The 15,843-nt window shown below is 50.7% G+C and carries 8 protein-coding genes and 3 pseudogenes; 9 read left to right on the top strand and 2 right to left on the bottom strand.

The features are described 5' to 3' along the window. The first annotated feature begins 328 nt into the window (after positions 1-328). The 9 genes and pseudogenes from BITS_RS02725 (at position 329) to BITS_RS02685 (ending at position 12,872) form a co-directional block, all read left to right on the top strand. Positions 329-1,948, top strand: a complete 1,620-nt coding sequence (locus tag BITS_RS02725; RefSeq protein ID WP_156097478.1) for an extracellular solute-binding protein — start codon at positions 329-331, stop codon at positions 1,946-1,948. 83 nt (positions 1,949-2,031) lie between these two features. Continuing rightward, on the top strand, positions 2,032-3,003 hold the full coding sequence (locus BITS_RS02720; RefSeq protein ID WP_152571266.1) for an ABC transporter permease: 972 nt from the start codon (positions 2,032-2,034) through the stop codon (positions 3,001-3,003). A 37-nt stretch (positions 3,004-3,040) separates the two neighbouring features. After that, the gene (locus tag BITS_RS02715; protein ID WP_026642660.1) at positions 3,041-3,994 is read left to right on the top strand and encodes a carbohydrate ABC transporter permease; all 954 of its coding nucleotides are present in this window, start codon (positions 3,041-3,043) and stop codon (positions 3,992-3,994) included. A 196-nt stretch (positions 3,995-4,190) separates the two neighbouring features. Further along, positions 4,191-5,312, top strand: coding sequence for a family 43 glycosylhydrolase (locus BITS_RS02710; protein ID WP_044259300.1), 1,122 nt, complete (start codon positions 4,191-4,193; stop codon positions 5,310-5,312). Positions 5,313-5,530: 218 nt separating this feature from the next. Continuing rightward, a complete protein-coding gene (locus BITS_RS02705) occupies positions 5,531-6,898 on the top strand; it encodes a glycoside hydrolase family 27 protein (RefSeq protein ID WP_026642663.1) in 1,368 nt (455 codons plus the stop codon). Between the two features lie 286 nt (positions 6,899-7,184). After that, positions 7,185-8,138 (top strand): TatD family hydrolase, encoded by a 954-nt coding sequence (locus BITS_RS02700; protein WP_026642664.1) that lies wholly within the window; start codon positions 7,185-7,187, stop codon positions 8,136-8,138. 434 nt (positions 8,139-8,572) lie between these two features. Further along, positions 8,573-10,730, top strand: a pseudogene (locus tag BITS_RS02695) (KUP/HAK/KT family potassium transporter); the annotation flags it as partial. Between the two features lie 533 nt (positions 10,731-11,263). Further along, positions 11,264-12,114, top strand: a pseudogene (locus BITS_RS02690) (class II glutamine amidotransferase). Positions 12,115-12,195: 81 nt separating this feature from the next. Next, positions 12,196-12,872: pseudogene (locus BITS_RS02685) on the top strand (HD domain-containing protein). A gap of 159 nt (positions 12,873-13,031) precedes the next feature. Here the strand turns inward: BITS_RS02685 and BITS_RS02680 are convergent. Next, positions 13,032-14,321 (bottom strand): ATP-binding cassette domain-containing protein, encoded by a 1,290-nt coding sequence (locus tag BITS_RS02680; protein ID WP_026642667.1) that lies wholly within the window; start codon positions 14,319-14,321, stop codon positions 13,032-13,034. Position 14,322: 1 nt separating this feature from the next. Further along, positions 14,323-15,807, bottom strand: coding sequence for an ABC transporter permease (locus BITS_RS02675; RefSeq protein ID WP_044259296.1), 1,485 nt, complete (start codon positions 15,805-15,807; stop codon positions 14,323-14,325). Between the last annotated feature and the right edge of the window lie 36 nt (positions 15,808-15,843).

The raw sequence follows: 15,843 nt of genomic DNA, 5'->3' as shown, positions 1-15,843 counted from the left end.
CCTTCCCTATCGCATCCCTCATGCCATGTCTGAATCGATGCTACCTGAGTGTTGTTCGTGTGTTAAGGCATAACCAGATACAGCTCATAAATGATTGCGCACTCATGTTGGAAAGTCTTTACGAAACATTATCGTAACGATACGAATTATTGCTGTCAAATATTGGGTATTTGATATGAAAATAAAGTCGTTGTATAATCGAATCGTTGCATTTTCGAAGAAGAAATGCCGACGATGTAGCGGCGATGCAACATAGGCATAAATGGCAACGTAACCATTTTGATGCGAAAGTATCGATATGCCAGGGTGTAGCCGGAAAGGGTGAGACATGAAGACATATACACATATCGCAGCAAAAGCTATCGCAGCTACTGCTGCAGTCGCAATGTTGACCGGATTAACTGCTTGTGGCGGCGGTGAAGCAACCACAGATGCAGATGGTAAGCCAATCGTCAAGATATTGGTGGTAAAAAACTCCAATCAAACCAAGATTGCCGATATGACTTGGACCAAAGAACTAGAGAATGATTGTGATTGTTCTATTCAATGGCATGAAGTCTCTGATGATGCATGGAGCCAACAAAAGAATGCGTCATTAGCAGCAGGTGAAATAGATGATCTGAACATTCGAGCGTTCAATCCGGATGATGCCACGCGTAACCCGTCGGCGTTTGAAGTATTAGGCGATGACCTGGATAAGTTGCCTAATGTGAAGGAGTTCTTCGCACAACAACCTGATGCCGAAAAATTCGTGACGGTTGATGGCAAAGTCACAGTGCTTCCTTCAAGTCGTACCAAGGGATTCTTGGCATCGGGGCAACATATGATGATCAATAAGACTTGGTTGGATAAGTTAGGCCTGCAGGTTCCTACAACTTGGAACGAATTACGTACTGTCATGGAAGCGTTCAAGACCGAGGATCCGAATGGCAACGGCCAGGCTGATGAAATCGCCTTCAATCCACGCGAGCTGGTGACGTCAAAGATCGGCGATTGGTGGAGCCCCTTCCTCATGCTGAATGCAACCGGAATAGTCACGCACTTTAATTCAGGCCCGTCCCAGCAGGTATTTATGTTGAAGATGGCAAAGTCGGAAACTGGATGGAAAGCGACCAGTTCCGCCAGGTTATTGAGTTTTATCATGAAATGGTCCAGAACGGATGGGGCTCCTTCTGATTGGGTAACTGTGAAGGATGATAAATACAATGCGCGCAATCAATCTGATGGTAAGACTGCGCAAGTCGGTATCGTATTTGGGTGGGATGAGTCTGCGTTTGGAGCTTATGGTTCTGAATTAGCGAGCCAGTATGTTTCAATGCCAGTGCCTTCGGCCGATGGTGTTTCGGCCAGTGACACTGTTTGGGACGGTTCACTTGAGGCAAACCGTTATGAGGATTACCACATGGCAATGTCGGCAAACACTGCGAATAAGGATGCGGCGCTCAAGGTAATCAATCTTTTGTATTCGGAGAAGTATTCGATCCAACAGCTATATGGTTCACTTACTGATGGCTATGTTGAGCAAACAGGAGATCATTCCTACAAAGTCACAGATAAGTTCCACGAAGCGCAGGATGAGGCAAAGGTGCCGGCCTTGGAAGATCGACTTGCAGGCTGGATTTCCGATGACGTTGAGGTTGAAGGAGACCGAGGCATGGATCATGTCGCTGCTGCCGACGCTCCGTACAAAGAGCAGTATTCCAACTACGATCATGAAAAAGACATGATGCCAATCTATGTGCGCCTGGGGGAGGAAGACCAGAACACAGTGGCAAATAATAACACCGCTTTGTTTAACTACGCCATTCCAGTTGTATCGAAATGGTTGTCGCAAGGCGGGGCAGAGGATGATGCTGCTTGGCAGGAATTCCAGTCAAACTTGAAGCAGTACAACATTGAGCAGAATACTGAAATTTGGCAGAAAGCCTACGACTCATACGTCAAGTGAGTGAAGGCAATCCGGTGGCATGTGGCCGGATGGGTTTCTATCCGGCCACATGCCAGTCATAGGAGACTATCAAGGAGACAGCGGTGTTGACGAAAGCAATGTCCGCGGTGGATGAACACGGTGTGATTGACAATAATGCAGCCAGAAAACTCTTGCCGTGGTACAAGAAATTAATCTGGCATTGTAAACACTTTTGGCAGCATTGGTTGCTCGTTCTACCCGCAATGGTGTTCGTGGCCCTGTTTGCATATGTGCCAATGTATGGAATACAGTTGGCGTTCCGTGATTTTGTTCCCTCAAAAGGTCTCACAGGCGGCAAATGGGTAGGATTCAAGTACTTCAAACAGTTCTTTACTTCACCAATGTTTGCATCCACCATGTTAAACACTTTCAAGATCAGTCTTGGAACGCTAATTCTTGGGTTCATTGCGCCTATCATTTTGGCCCTGCTGATCAACCAGATTGGTTCAACCAAAGTGAAGGGATTTGTGCAGACCATCACATACATGCCGCATTTTATTTCGACTGTGGTTGTGGTGGCCATGCTGAACATTTTCCTGACACCTGATACGGGTTTGATTGGAAAACTGTTCGGCACTGGAACCAGCATGCTGGATGATCCGAATGCCATTGCCCCAATTTATTGGATTTCTGAAATGTGGCAGCACTGCGGATGGAATGCCATTATTTATCTTGCCGCATTGTCATCTGTGGATTTGAGCCTATATGAGGCTGCGAAAATGGACGGTGCTGGACGTCTGCAGTTGATCAGATACGTGGATTTGCCCACCATCATGCCAACTTGCGTCATCCTGCTTATTATGAATATGGGATCAGTGTTGAATGTCGGCTTCGAAAAAGTATGGCTTATGCAGAACGCTATGAATCTCCCAGGATCAGAGGTTATCTCCACATATACGTTCAAGATAGGTATTCAGTCATTCCAATTCAGCTACGGTACTGCCATTGGATTATTCAACACAGTAATAAATTTCGCTTTCCTTATCATTGCCAACTGGATCTCCAAGCGCGTTTCAGAGACCAGCATTTTCTAGTTGATTCGTGAGACTTAAGGAGATAAAAATGACTCAAATAAGTGGAAAAGTTGCTTCAAGTGATAGATTCAAATCGCCATTTTCCCGCGGTCAAAGTCGTCAGAAGCAACAGAAGAGCCTAAGTGATCGCTTTGTTGACGTCATGATTGTTATTGCGATCATCGCCGTGGTGGTTGTGGTGCTGTACCCTTTGTGGTTCATCATAATTGCATCTTTTTCTGACCAGACGAAGGTTTCTTCTGGGCAAGTTACAATATGGCCGCAAGGTTTTACTTTGGCTGGCTACCTGCGAGTGTTCCAAGACACAAGAATTTGGACGGGATATCGAAATACCATTATCTACACCGTATTGGGCACGGCATTGAATTTGGTGGTAACCCTGCCGGCAGCTTTTGCGTTAAGCCGGGTGGAGTTCAAGCCGCGTCGTCTTTTGTTATTCCTGTTCACCTTCACCATGTATTTTGCTGGCGGCCTCATTCCAAATTATTTGCTGTTCAAGCAATTGGGGTTACTTAACAGCATGTGGGTGTTTATTCTTCCTGGCGCGGTAAGTGTTTGGAACCTTATCATCGCCAGATCCTTCTTCGAAACATCAATTCCTGAAGACTTGCATGATGCCGCCCAGATTGATGGGTTGAGTCTGATTGGGTATTTCATGCGAGTAGTGATTCCGTTGTCGAGCGCAATCATCGCAGTGATCGGCTTGTACTACTTCGTCGGTCACTGGAATGACTACTTTACTGGATTGATTTACATTCGTGATGACAGCATGCAGCCACTGCAAAACGTGCTTCAGTCAATTTTGTTGGCTAATCAGACCAACCAAATGGGTTCGGGTAATGGCGGACAGAATGTGATGCAGCAGCAACAGATAGCGGATCAAATCAAATACGGCGTAATCCTTGTTTCTACCCTCCCGCTTCTAGTGATATATCCATTCTTGCAGAAATATTTCAATAAGGGAGTGATGATCGGAGCGGTTAAGGGCTGAGATGTCGTTTCGCAAGTCGTACGCAATCGGTTTCCGATGTGTCTTGATTATTAGTGAAAACCGATTGCGAGCTTGCGGCAGTTAAATAATGAACCTGATGAATTTCTCGTGTTTCGGAATGTGGGTCGTGGATTCTGTTTGGAATGTGTAGCGCTAGCTGAACTGGATTCCGAAACACTTTATTGAGGAGTCTTTTATGTCGATACAACCTTCATATCCGATTTCATGCGGGAGCTTCCCATTGACCATGGATGAATTCAGCCTTCATGACCCTTGTGTATTGGCTGACAAACGAACTGGAATGTACTACTTATACAACGCGAATTACGGCCAATATGCGAGTTCGGATTTTGGGAATGGCCGTTGCGTTGTCATGTATTCGAGTCCAGATCTTGTACATTTTAGTGAACCAGTAAATGTTTTTGACGGTAACACCGTTGCTGATACAGCGTGGTATGACAACAGCGATAGTCCATGGGCGCCGGAAGTGCATGAATGGCGAGGGAAATATTGGATGTTCGTCACTATGCATGCGAAAAGACATGATGGCGCGCGTCCAGCAAATGGTCCAGCATGGTATCGTGACAGAAATCTTGATGCAAGACGAGGCATGGTAGTCGCGGTATCTGAGATGCCACAAGGTCCATTTCACGTAATGCATGAGAATATGCCTGTAACACCTGTGGACTCGATGGCTCTTGATGGGACTTTGGCTGTCGACGCGTCAGGAAAGCCATGGATGGTGTTCGCGCATGAGTGGGTGCAGATTTTTGATGGATCGATGGAAGCCATTCAATTGGATCCTGAAGATTTGTCCGTTGCAGTTTCCGATCCTTGCCATCTATGGTTTGCTAGCGAAGGGGGCTGGCATATTGCTGATGGTGATGCGCCAGTAGGGGGATGGAGAGGTAATTTCGCCACAGATATCGCGAAGCATGTGCTGTCTCCAGAGATTTCGGGGTATGTAACTGATGGTCCATGGGTGATGAGTACGCCATCCGGGGCATTGGTATGTCTTTGGACTTCATACAGTAAAGGTGAATACATATTGACACAGGCTATAAGTGAAACTGGTGCGATGACCGGTCCTTGGAAACAGCTTGCTCCAATCAATTACGATGATGCTGGGCATGCCATGGTATTCCAAACATTTGAGGGTGATTTACTCTTGATAATGCATACAAATATGACTCGGAAGGATAGTCAGGGCAGGCCATTAGTTTCACATGGCATTGTTTATGAAGTTTCTCTTGGTGAAGACGGATTTACTTTGGGAAGACATAGATCGGATATCGATGGCCTCAAAGAAGCATCGTGAAAAGAGATCAAACAAAGTAATCGCACCATGAGGCTGCATTGCTTATAGGGTACGACTTATCTTCCTTTCTGGTGCAGATAGCAGAAGGCGTATTGATCTTTTCTAGAATTCTGCACCGATGCAGTACAACGTAATATTGTTACAATATCAATGTAATTACCGCTACAATTGACTACTTGCATGCAAAGGAGCAGATAATGCAGGCATGGCGACCGCCAATGGGCTGGAACAGCTGGGATTCGTATGGAACGACCGTCACCGAGCAAGAAGTGCTGAACAATGCTCGATTCATGGCCGAGCATTTGCTCAAAGCTGGATGGGACACCTTGGTGATTGATATCGATTGGTATGATCCCACTGCACGCTCCCATGGATACAATGCGGATGCGCCGCTCATCCTTGACGAATACGGCCGTCAGCTTCCAGATCCGGAACGATTCCCAAGTGCCGCAAACGGCCAAGGGTTCACTGCATTGGCCAACAAGATTCACGAAATGGGACTGAAACTCGGCCTGCATGTGATGCGAGGCATCCCTCGGTTGGCGGTCGAACGAAATCTTCCTGTGCTTGGAACAGGATTTCATGCGCAAGACATCGCAGACCTACAGCACGTATGTGTTTGGAATCCAGACAATTACGGTCTGAATCAGACTCATCCAGGAGCCCAAGCGTGGTATGATGCCCAGCTTGATCTCTTTGCGTCATGGGGAGTGGATTTCCTCAAGGTCGACGATATGCAAACGCCATTCCACTCCGAAGAAATAGCGGCTTATCACCGTGCCATCGAAAAAGCGGAACGTCAATACGGACACACAATCGATTTGTCGCTTTCCCCCGGGGGATGGGTGTCGACGCAATATGTCGACTTCCTTCGCGAGAACGCCCAGATGTGGCGTATCTCCGATGACCTTTGGGATCGGTGGGAAGACATCTATCAGCAGTTTGCCCGCATGGCCCGTTGGGCTCCGCTGCAAACCACAGGGCATTGGGCTGATGCCGATATGCTTCCCTTGGGGCATATCGGGCTGCGTGCAGAACGCGGAGATGACAGGCAATCGAAGCTCACACTCGATGAAAGCAAATCCCTATTGGCCTTGTGGTGCATGGGTCGATCTCCCCTTATGGTGGGCGGCGATCTGCCAACGAGCCAGGACGAAACCATCGCACTGCTTGCCAATCCCGCTCTTCGCGAGGTCACCGCAGGATCCTCTGAAAATGGTGAAATAGTCCGCGAACGCATATTCGGCACATGGGGTGACGAATCCACATATCGCGGCGAACTGATTGTGTGGAAGGCCAAAGCGGTCGATTGGGCGGATGGAACCCAGACGGCGCATCCCGGCGGTTGGTATGCTGCCCTGTTCTGGACAGGTGAGGATGCGTATGAACTGGGAAATACCATCGAATTGCAAAGCGTCGTAGGAATCGAAGCTGCCTCGAAAAGCAAGTGGACGCTGAGCGATATGTTCTCCTCGATGCCTGGAAAGCCAACGGATGCAAGGCTTGAAGGCGAAGGCTCAGACTGTGTTATTCGGGGAACCATTCCACCACATGGCGTCATATGGGTTGCCTTGGATCCGCAATAACCTCAAGCAGATAAAACGAAACACATATCACAACTCCGAGGGAGCAATGCATAGCACGTCTTCCCTCGGAGTTTTCAGTTCTTCCCGAAATAGGTATGGAAACTCTCGGGCAAAGTCGCAGTTTCCCTTACGGATTGACTGATTGATCTCCATCCATCAGAGACAATAGATCGTACACGGCAACTGACAAAGCTGTGAACAGGGGATATTCACAGTAGACAAGGTCACTCCGCGTTATGTGAATTCCACTGACTCTTATGCAAATGCGGCACGTAGACTAGCGAGTATGAGTAAACATCGTGACCGTAGTTGGGCTCCGGCTCCTGAACCACTTGCTGCCGATGCACACGTAATCGACAATCACACGCATGTTGCATCGGTTGTGCCGTTTTCACGCGCAATGAGTCATGAGGCGGCACAAAAAGGCCAGCCCGAAGTGCCGGTGTACAGCGTAGACGAAATTCTGGAGCAGGCGGCGCAAGTTGGTGTGGAAGGCATAATCGATGTGGGATGCGAATTACCGCATTTGCGCACTGCTGTGGACATGGCACTGGCACACCCCGGTCAGGTGCATGCCGCACTGGCCATTCACCCCAATGAGTCCGTGCTGCACGGGCATCGAGGCGTTCCGGGGCCGGACGGATTGCCTGTGCGATACCAACCGCACCATGACGTACCTTTTGAAGAAGCGCTTGCAGAAGTTCACCGCCTCGCAACAACCTACGCCGACCAGGTAGTCGCAATAGGCGAAACCGGCATGGATCTGTTCCGAACAGGAGACGGGGCCGAAGAAGCGCAGCGTGAGGCATTCAGAGCCCATATTGCACTGTCCAAAGAACTCAATCTGCCCATGCAAATCCACGATCGTGACGCCCACCAACCCGTAATCACAACCTTGCTGGCCGATGGCAGTCCTGATCGCACGGTGTTCCATAGCTATTCAGGGGATGCCGAAATGGCTCAGATAGCCAAGGAACACGGGTGGTATCTGAGCTTCTCAGGCACAGTGAGCTACAAGGGGAATGACGGTATTCGCCAATCTGCACGAATCGTTGGCATCGACCACATCATGGTGGAAACCGATGCCCCCTATCTCACGCCTGTGCCATACCGCGGACGTACCAATGCGCCATATATGATTCCATACACCCTGCGTGCGCTCGCGGGCGCGCTGGATATGCCTATTGATGATGTTGCGCGGGCCACTCGGCGTAATACGCAACGCGTATACGGCATTTAAGAACCTCCCAGCCTCGTAAGGCTCGGTGAAGTCGCGGCCGTCCAAGTTGTCCTTGCCCAGTAATTTACTGTCTAATCCGTGACGCTAATTCTTGTCGTGCTGCCAGTTGGTGGGCGATGAGGCCAGACGGGCAAAGTCCGGCATCAAATCCACCACTGTGACGAGAAGTAGCAAGCAGACGGCACTATGCCGCCACTGGCATGTCAGTCATGTCGTCCTCCTAACCGGGAGGCATTTGCCGCATAAGGCAAGTGAGACTAGACTGACCGCGTAGTCTATGACGAAAATGCCACGAAATGGGTTTCTTCGGGACGCATTCACAGGCGAGGAAAGCCCTCGCTGATGGAGGACATGGTATGGCGGAGTCAGAGAAGAGCGGTTCCTTACGGCCGCGTACACAAGGAAAGAACGCTGAGGGGCTCAGCGATAAGGAGATGAAACAAGCGCTGCTGAAGGCGGGGACCTTCACCAAGGCGCCAAAGGTTTCACGCAGAACACTCACTCAAGAAGAACGCGAAGAGCTCGCCAAACAACAGCGAGCCGAGGATCGTGAAGCCAAAAAACTCGCTCAATCCACAGCACGAGGCCCTTTGGGCCGTTGGTGGGCGAGATTGCAATCCGGGCCGGACAAGGTCACGCTCGGTATGGCGATTGTCGCACTCGGCGTGGTGTATGGCGATATCGGCACTTCGCCTTTGTACACCGCTCAGACATTCCTTTCAGGTCAAGGTGGTCTGGCCAACACCGACCGTGCTGCGGTCTTGGGCATGCTGTCCCTGGTGTTCTGGTCGATTACGCTGATTACCACGATTAAATATGTGTTCATCGCCATGCGCATCGACAATAACGGCGAAGGTGGCATCTTTGCTTTGTATTCGCTTATCCGCCGCTACGGTGCTTGGTTGACCATCCCCGCAATGCTGGGCGGCGCGGCCTTTTTGGCTGATTCTGTGCTGACCCCTGCGGTTTCCATCTCTTCTGCAGTTGAAGGTCTGAAGACAATCCCGCTCTTTGAATCGGTGTTCCGTGAGAACGACAATCTCACCCTGATGATCACCGTTGTCATCATCGTAGTGCTGTTTTCCGTTCAGTCGCGCGGCACTGAACGAATCGGCAAGGTCTTCGGCACTGTGGTTATGGTGTGGTTCGGATTCCTTGCGGCAGTGGGCATTGCCAATCTCGGCAATGACTGGAGCGTTTTTGCGGCGTTGAATCCCGCCTACGGCATTCGCTTCCTGTTCAGCTCGCATAACGCCGCAGGTTTGGCGCTTATGGGAACGGTATTCCTGTCGACCACGGGTGCTGAGGCGTTGTATTCCGATATGGGCCATGTTGGTCGCGGCAATATCTATTTCACCTGGCCTTTCATCAAAGTCGCGCTGATATTCAACTATTTCGGTCAGGGTGCTTGGATGCTCGCCAACCGTGACAATGAATCATTGAAGAACATCGATTCGCTGAATCCCTTCTTCCAGATGATGAGTCCGAATGTTCGTTATGTGGCCGTGGTGCTTTCGGTGACGGCTGGCGTCATTGCTTCGCAGGCGCTGATCACAGGTGCTTTCACCATGGTCTCGGAGGCGACTGGCCTCAATTGGATGCCGCATCTGCAGGTCCGATATCCTGCGCGTACTCGAGGACAGCTGTACATTCCTGTCATCAATGCCGTGCTGTGTGTGACCACACTTGTTGTGCTGGGTATTTTCCGAGATTCTGAGCATATCTCGGCGGCCTACGGCTTGGCGCTTACCATTACGATGATCACGACCACGATTCTGCTGGCCGTGCATATCTGGCATCATCGCGGCAAGCTGCAAGCGGTTGTTTTCACGGTCGTTTTCTTGGCGATCCAGATCCTGTTCTTCATTGCGTCCATGGCGAAATTCCTGCATGGTGGCTGGTTCACCATGTTGCTCACTTTGGCGATTTTGCTCATCATGCTCACATGGAATGATGGCACCAAGATTGAACGATCTCAGCGCCGTCATATGGAGCCTGAGGATTTCCTGCCCGCTTTGAACAAACTGCATGATGATTTCCGCATCCCATATTTCGCGGACAATATCGTGTATCTGACTTCCGATACGGAAATGAAACGGTTGGATACGGATATCTTCTTCTCCATATTCGCCGATCATCCGAAGCGCGCACGTGCCTGGTGGGCGGTTTCGGTACAGACTACCGACGAACCATATACCCGCGAGTATTGCGTGGAAAACTTTGGAACGACCTATCTGTTCCGTGTGCGCATTCGTCTCGGTTTCAAGGTTTCGCAATCCATTCCTGCGTATTTGCATCAGATCATGCATGATTTGTCCCATACGGGCGAATTGCCTCAGCAGAAATCGGTGTATCCCAAGGTGGATGCCGATCCGGACATCGGACCGATCAGATATGTGCTGATCCACAAGGCGCTTATGCCTGAGTCGAATATTTCGACTCGTGGCGCTTTGTCGTTGCAAATGAAGTATGCGATTCGCCATGCCGCAGGATCTCCTGTGAAATGGTTTGGATTGGCCCCCTTCAATCCACTTGTTGAAGTGCAGCCGCTGTTTATCTCGACACAGCGTCCGCCTCGGTTGAAGCGCAAGAAGATCAGGTCGCGCTCTGTCGAATCCGGTGACAAGCAGAGATCGCAATCTCAAAAACAGCAGGCTCAGCAACGCAAAGAGCAGGCAAAATCCCGCAAGGAGGCCGAACTGCAGGATGGCGTGGTTACTGAGGTAATCAAGTCCACTGAAATGAAATCGGCTGCTGAGAAGGCGAAAGCTGCTGAATCCAGGCGAAAGAATAGCTCATCATCGACAAATGACGATAGCGAGTCGAAAAAGGAGTAGACGGCGGGAGCACAGAAGCAAAAGCGTGACGGATTATTCGGCTGTGTTGTGTAGCCAAATAACGAGTAATGCCACGTAGTATGCGGCACAGGGCAGCTTCTCCGCAATGAACACAGAAACCGAGGTATCATCCGGCAATGGTGAGGCCTCGGTTTCTTTATTGGTGTCGATAAGGAGTCACGAAAGCATTGAAATAGCGCACAATCCCGGTATCCAATAGCCAAGTTATAAGCAATATCAATAACCTCAACCGCCAGTCGTGGCTGGAATCCATTACAGTGACTACCTATGTGCAGATTGCTGGGCTTCGCCACTCCAGGCCAAGGAGTGAGCCTTACTGATGTTTTGGGTGAGGAACGGGTAGCCGAATACCGCAGCATGAGCAGAATCCATAATGATGGTTGGGGTGCGGCGCTGCTCACCTGCCTGATGACCCTCCGTATCAGCGGGATGGCGGCGAACCGTCACCTGAAACCGGCACGCAGTTATACAAAGCCACGATTGCTGCTTATCACGACGCAACATATGAGATTTTGGCCCAAGAACCCTCACGCGGCGGATTGTGGCATTTGCGATTGGCAAGTTCTCATCAGCCTTTGGTGATGGAAAATCAGCAGCCGTTTTTCGCCAATGGCCTGAGCTTCATTCATAACGGCGATATTTCCGATGACGAGGGGCGAAACGTGGTGAATAACCGTGATTTCCCCGTTGATCACAGCGTCTTCCTGTCCACTGGCGGACGTACCGATTCGGCGATATTCTTCTCTGTCATTCTTGAATATGTCGGTTTTGGTTTTGCTTTGGATGAAGCCGTTGCTCAGGCGATCCGCCAGTTGCGCCAAAGCTACCCGAAATCAAGCTACAACTGCATGGTTCAGAGCGAGGACCAGCTCATTGCCGTATGTGCTGCCGGCAGAGTCGAAACACCCGAGCGCATCATCGAAATCTACGATGAATATGGCTGCGCAGGCAAGGCTCACGACTACAGGCATATGCGTTACACAGTCGATGAGGACAGTGGGGCAGTAGTGGTGGCAAGCTCAGGCTTTGATCAGCAGGGTTGGCAGACGCTGGAAAATAATCAGATGCTGGTGGTGTCCAATAGGAGTGGAGCATATCGGCTTCGTTCCATTGCCTAAACGACGCCGCACTGTATCGAGCTTGAAAGAATATGACGACACCATCCGCAAGTGTTGCCGGCTCGCGTGATAATGCACAATATGACTGGATACATTCCCACTTTGGAACAAGCGGATGAACTGCACCAACGTATTGCGCCTTCGCAGGCGGCATATGATTTGATCCACGGACATTGCACCGTGGTCTCCATAATAACCAGACAGCTCGTGCAGCAACAGAATGCCCTATTTGAAGGCGTGACAACCGGAGCCGTTATCGGGGGAGTGAAGCCCGAACGTCGTCTGGATGAAGAACTCGCCGTAGTGGGTGCGATGTTGCACGATATCGGCACCTATCGCGTGCTCTTACAGGATGGTTCTGACGGCGAGAAGCTCACATTCGATGGCCCTCGATACATTCTCCACGGTCTTTTGGGTTATGAATATCTGCTCGAACAAGGCGTAGACGAGCAGGTTGCCCAATTTGCGCGCAACCATACGGGGGTTGGTTGAGTCGAGAGCAGGTGGTGAACCAGGGGCTGCCATTGCCTGCGGATGACTATTCGCCGAGAACCCCAGAGCAAGAAGTGGTTATGGTCGCCGACAAATACAACAGCAAATCCATTCCCCCGAGATTCCTCACAGCCGAAGCATATGCTCGCAAAGCGGCTCGTTTTGGCGAGGAAAATCGCCAACGTTGGGAAGAGTTGGTGCAGCAATATGGGAATATCGATGTGCCTGCATTGGCGGCGGAGTTCCATATGGACATTGAATACTAATGGCTCGTTTGGGAGTGATTTGATATTGGAATTTGTTTGATTTGGTATCAATCAGTTGTTGGGCATTCGGGTGAATGTGAATTTCAACAACACAAATGGGCCATGCCGCATCCCTTTGCAGCATGGCCCACATCGTTTGGTTTGCTTACCTGCAGTCACTCACTCCAACACATATGTGTGATCATATGCTGGTGAATCATTGCCCCAATCGGTAACCAGAATTACGCAATGCTTGCCATCGGCATATGGCTGCCGGAAATGCCAAGGTCCGCCATGGGCGATAGTTGTGAGGAGTGTCAGCACCCGATCGCTGTCCTCTTGGCCGAGTCCGTCAGCAATGCCGTCTGCAAGCAATATCTCCGGCTCACAGGCGATTGCCCGGGCAATCGCAGCGATACGACGCTCGACTTCTGGAACCTCGCTTATCGGTGCGCTGCCGCCTTGGTATCCGACCTGCTCAAGGAGCATCTGTGCAATATCGTCCTTGGGACGCAGGAAATTGCGGCCTGAGGCGTCCATGGCATATCTGATATTTGCTGCCGCGTTCAAATCCAGACGCAATGCGTACTGCTGCGGAATGATGCCAATACGATATGAACGAGTCTGGGCACCATCCAATCCGGCGAGATTGGTGCTTTTCAATGTGACAGTACCCATGGTGGGGATTGTCAAACCCGATGCCACGGACATGAATGCGGCACGCTGTTCGGCGTCCTCATCAATTTGCACTGCATACAAGGACCCGTTGAAGAAACGCAGATCGAGACGGTCAAGCACATTGCGTCCGGTCTTGCGGTTGGTCAGCGTCACATCGTTGAAAGCGAAGGTGGGATTTGCCCGCAGGAATATGTTGTCATCGTTTCGGGATAGCTTACGGTCTAACTGCGATGCGATGGCGGTAACCGGTTCGCCGACTTTTGTGCCAGTTGCATTCGTTGACGCGGATGGCTCTGAGCCTCGTGTGCCATCATCTGCAAGCTCAGCTGTGCCCTGGCCTGTCGCTTCTTGGGCCGTATGCTCGTTGTCATTCCCTGCATTGGTGGAATTGCTGGAATCATTGGAAGAAACATCTTCGCCGAGATCACTGGAAGAAGTATCTTTGCTGGATGCTGAATCAGAACCACTGCCGGTTGCCTCGGCATCAGTCGCCGCACTGCTGTCTGCATCGATATTGTCTTCAATGCCAAGAGCGGAGGCTGCTGATATTTCAGCAGACGCATCGGATTCGTCATCGATGGCGATATCATCGATGACCGGCTCCTGAACAGACTCGGAATCGATTTCGTCATCGTTTTCTCCATCATCAGCATCGTCGAACACAATACTGAATTGGAAATCCTCATCTGGTGCGTTGGCGTTATCATCTGTTACCGAAGCATCGCCCTGTGTATTTTCGGTGGTGTCCTCTGTGATGTCGTCCGGTGTATTCATGGCGTCATCCTTGGTCATTTCACGCCTCCTCACTGTCATGGGCAACGGTTGCATCAGTGCTTTCAACGTTGCTGTCGCTGTTTTCTGTATCGACTGTGGTGCCGGAGTCCTCAGCGCTTGTATCTACAGAGGTTGATGCCGAGTCACCGGTTGTCGCGTCATCATCGGTGTTTTCAAGCAATGCGGATGCATATTCGCGAGGTGCAAAGAGTGTCGTTGTACGGAAGGCTGCAGCGCGACCAACCACAATGCAGCTCAATACCACATAGGTTGCCAATGCATACCAGAACACATGCAGCAGCAAGCCAAATGACACAGGAGCATCATGGTTCACCAACGCCTTTGCAAGCGGGTTGGTGGCAAATCCTGCAACAAGCATTCCGAGAAGGAAGCCGAGGAAGGTCGGAATCAGCACTTCCAGCATGAACTGACGTCCCATGCGGCCACGAGTCACGCCGACGGTCAATGCGGTTCCCAGTTCTGAAGTGCGATGCCGCATGCTCACAATCACCAAGGCGAGCAGAGCAAGTCCTCCGAGCACCAGCACCACGATGCGTGCGATTCTCATTCCATTGGCAAGAGACTCAAGCGGGGCGATCGAGGCCTTGTAATCGGTCAGCGTGGAAGAAACAATCTCATAGGTATCAGGCAGTTTCGCATCCTCGACCGCCTTGACGAAGGTGTCATAGTCTGCGGCGCTGTTGAGTGTGAACTGGATATCCAAATCCGGGATGGACCAACCTGTGCCGTCGGAAGTGTCGAGATTGCTGCCGGCAAAAGCGGTGTAGGTCATGTAAATCGCGTTGTCTCGATTATCCTTGGCCAGCTTGGCGTCTGAACCTTCGCCACTTGCAGCTGTGTCGTTGTAAGTGTAAATACCTTGGATTTTGAAAGTGTATGTTGTATCAGCATTGGTGGGATTGGCAACGGTTATGGAATCACCGACTTTGAGGTTATTCGCATCGGCTATGGCTTTGGATATCAATACCTCGTCAGTTGCGGTATTCGAGCTGTCATAGTTGAGAGCCTTGCCGTCCACAATGGTGATTGCGCCGGCAGGATTGGAATCTTGGGCGCCTTGAGTGTAGAAGCCAGTGAGTGTGAATTCGCCGCCTGTTTTGTCGGCGGACTGATCGGCAGTACCGGCAATTGCCTTGAATTTGTCGGTCTGTCGGGCAGGCATGGATATCGTGAGCGTATACGAGAACTGCAAATTCGCTTGCTGTGCCGCGGTTGCGTAGTTCGTGTAGTCAGTCCAAGTCAGGTAGTTCTTGGTCCAATCGGGGTCTGCTCCATCGCGTTTGGCTTCGGTCGCCGCCGTTCTATGGAGGGCAACCACTGGCTTGAGCGCTTGATATTCACTGCCGGAGGCGTTGTCGGCAGCCTCCACAACCGCAGTGGAGAACACCGTGGTGGTCGTGATGATTAGGGTAACTATACAAGTGAGCGTAGTGCGCCACGGATGGCGCTTCAGCGTTGACCACGCGTTCTTGACAACGAACATGCGGTGCCTCTCCGGTTTCTCTAGTTATGCGCGGCA

The organism is Bifidobacterium tsurumiense, assembly GCF_000741765.1.
Taxonomy (GTDB): Bacteria; Actinomycetota; Actinomycetes; order Actinomycetales; family Bifidobacteriaceae; genus Bifidobacterium; species Bifidobacterium tsurumiense.
This window is presented reverse-complemented; position numbering and strand designations above follow the sequence as displayed.

Coding starts and splice junctions, on each gene's coding strand:
- BITS_RS02725 (WP_156097478.1), top strand. CDS start 329: ATGAAGACATATACACATATCGCAGCAAAAGCTATCGCAGCTACTGCT.
- BITS_RS02710 (WP_044259300.1), top strand. CDS start 4,191: ATGTCGATACAACCTTCATATCCGATTTCATGCGGGAGCTTCCCATTG.
- BITS_RS02705 (WP_026642663.1), top strand. CDS start 5,531: ATGGGCTGGAACAGCTGGGATTCGTATGGAACGACCGTCACCGAGCAA.
- BITS_RS02700 (WP_026642664.1), top strand. CDS start 7,185: ATGAGTAAACATCGTGACCGTAGTTGGGCTCCGGCTCCTGAACCACTT.
- BITS_RS02680 (WP_026642667.1), bottom strand. CDS start 14,321: ATGACCAAGGATGACGCCATGAATACACCGGACGACATCACAGAGGAC.
- BITS_RS02675 (WP_044259296.1), bottom strand. CDS start 15,807: ATGTTCGTTGTCAAGAACGCGTGGTCAACGCTGAAGCGCCATCCGTGG.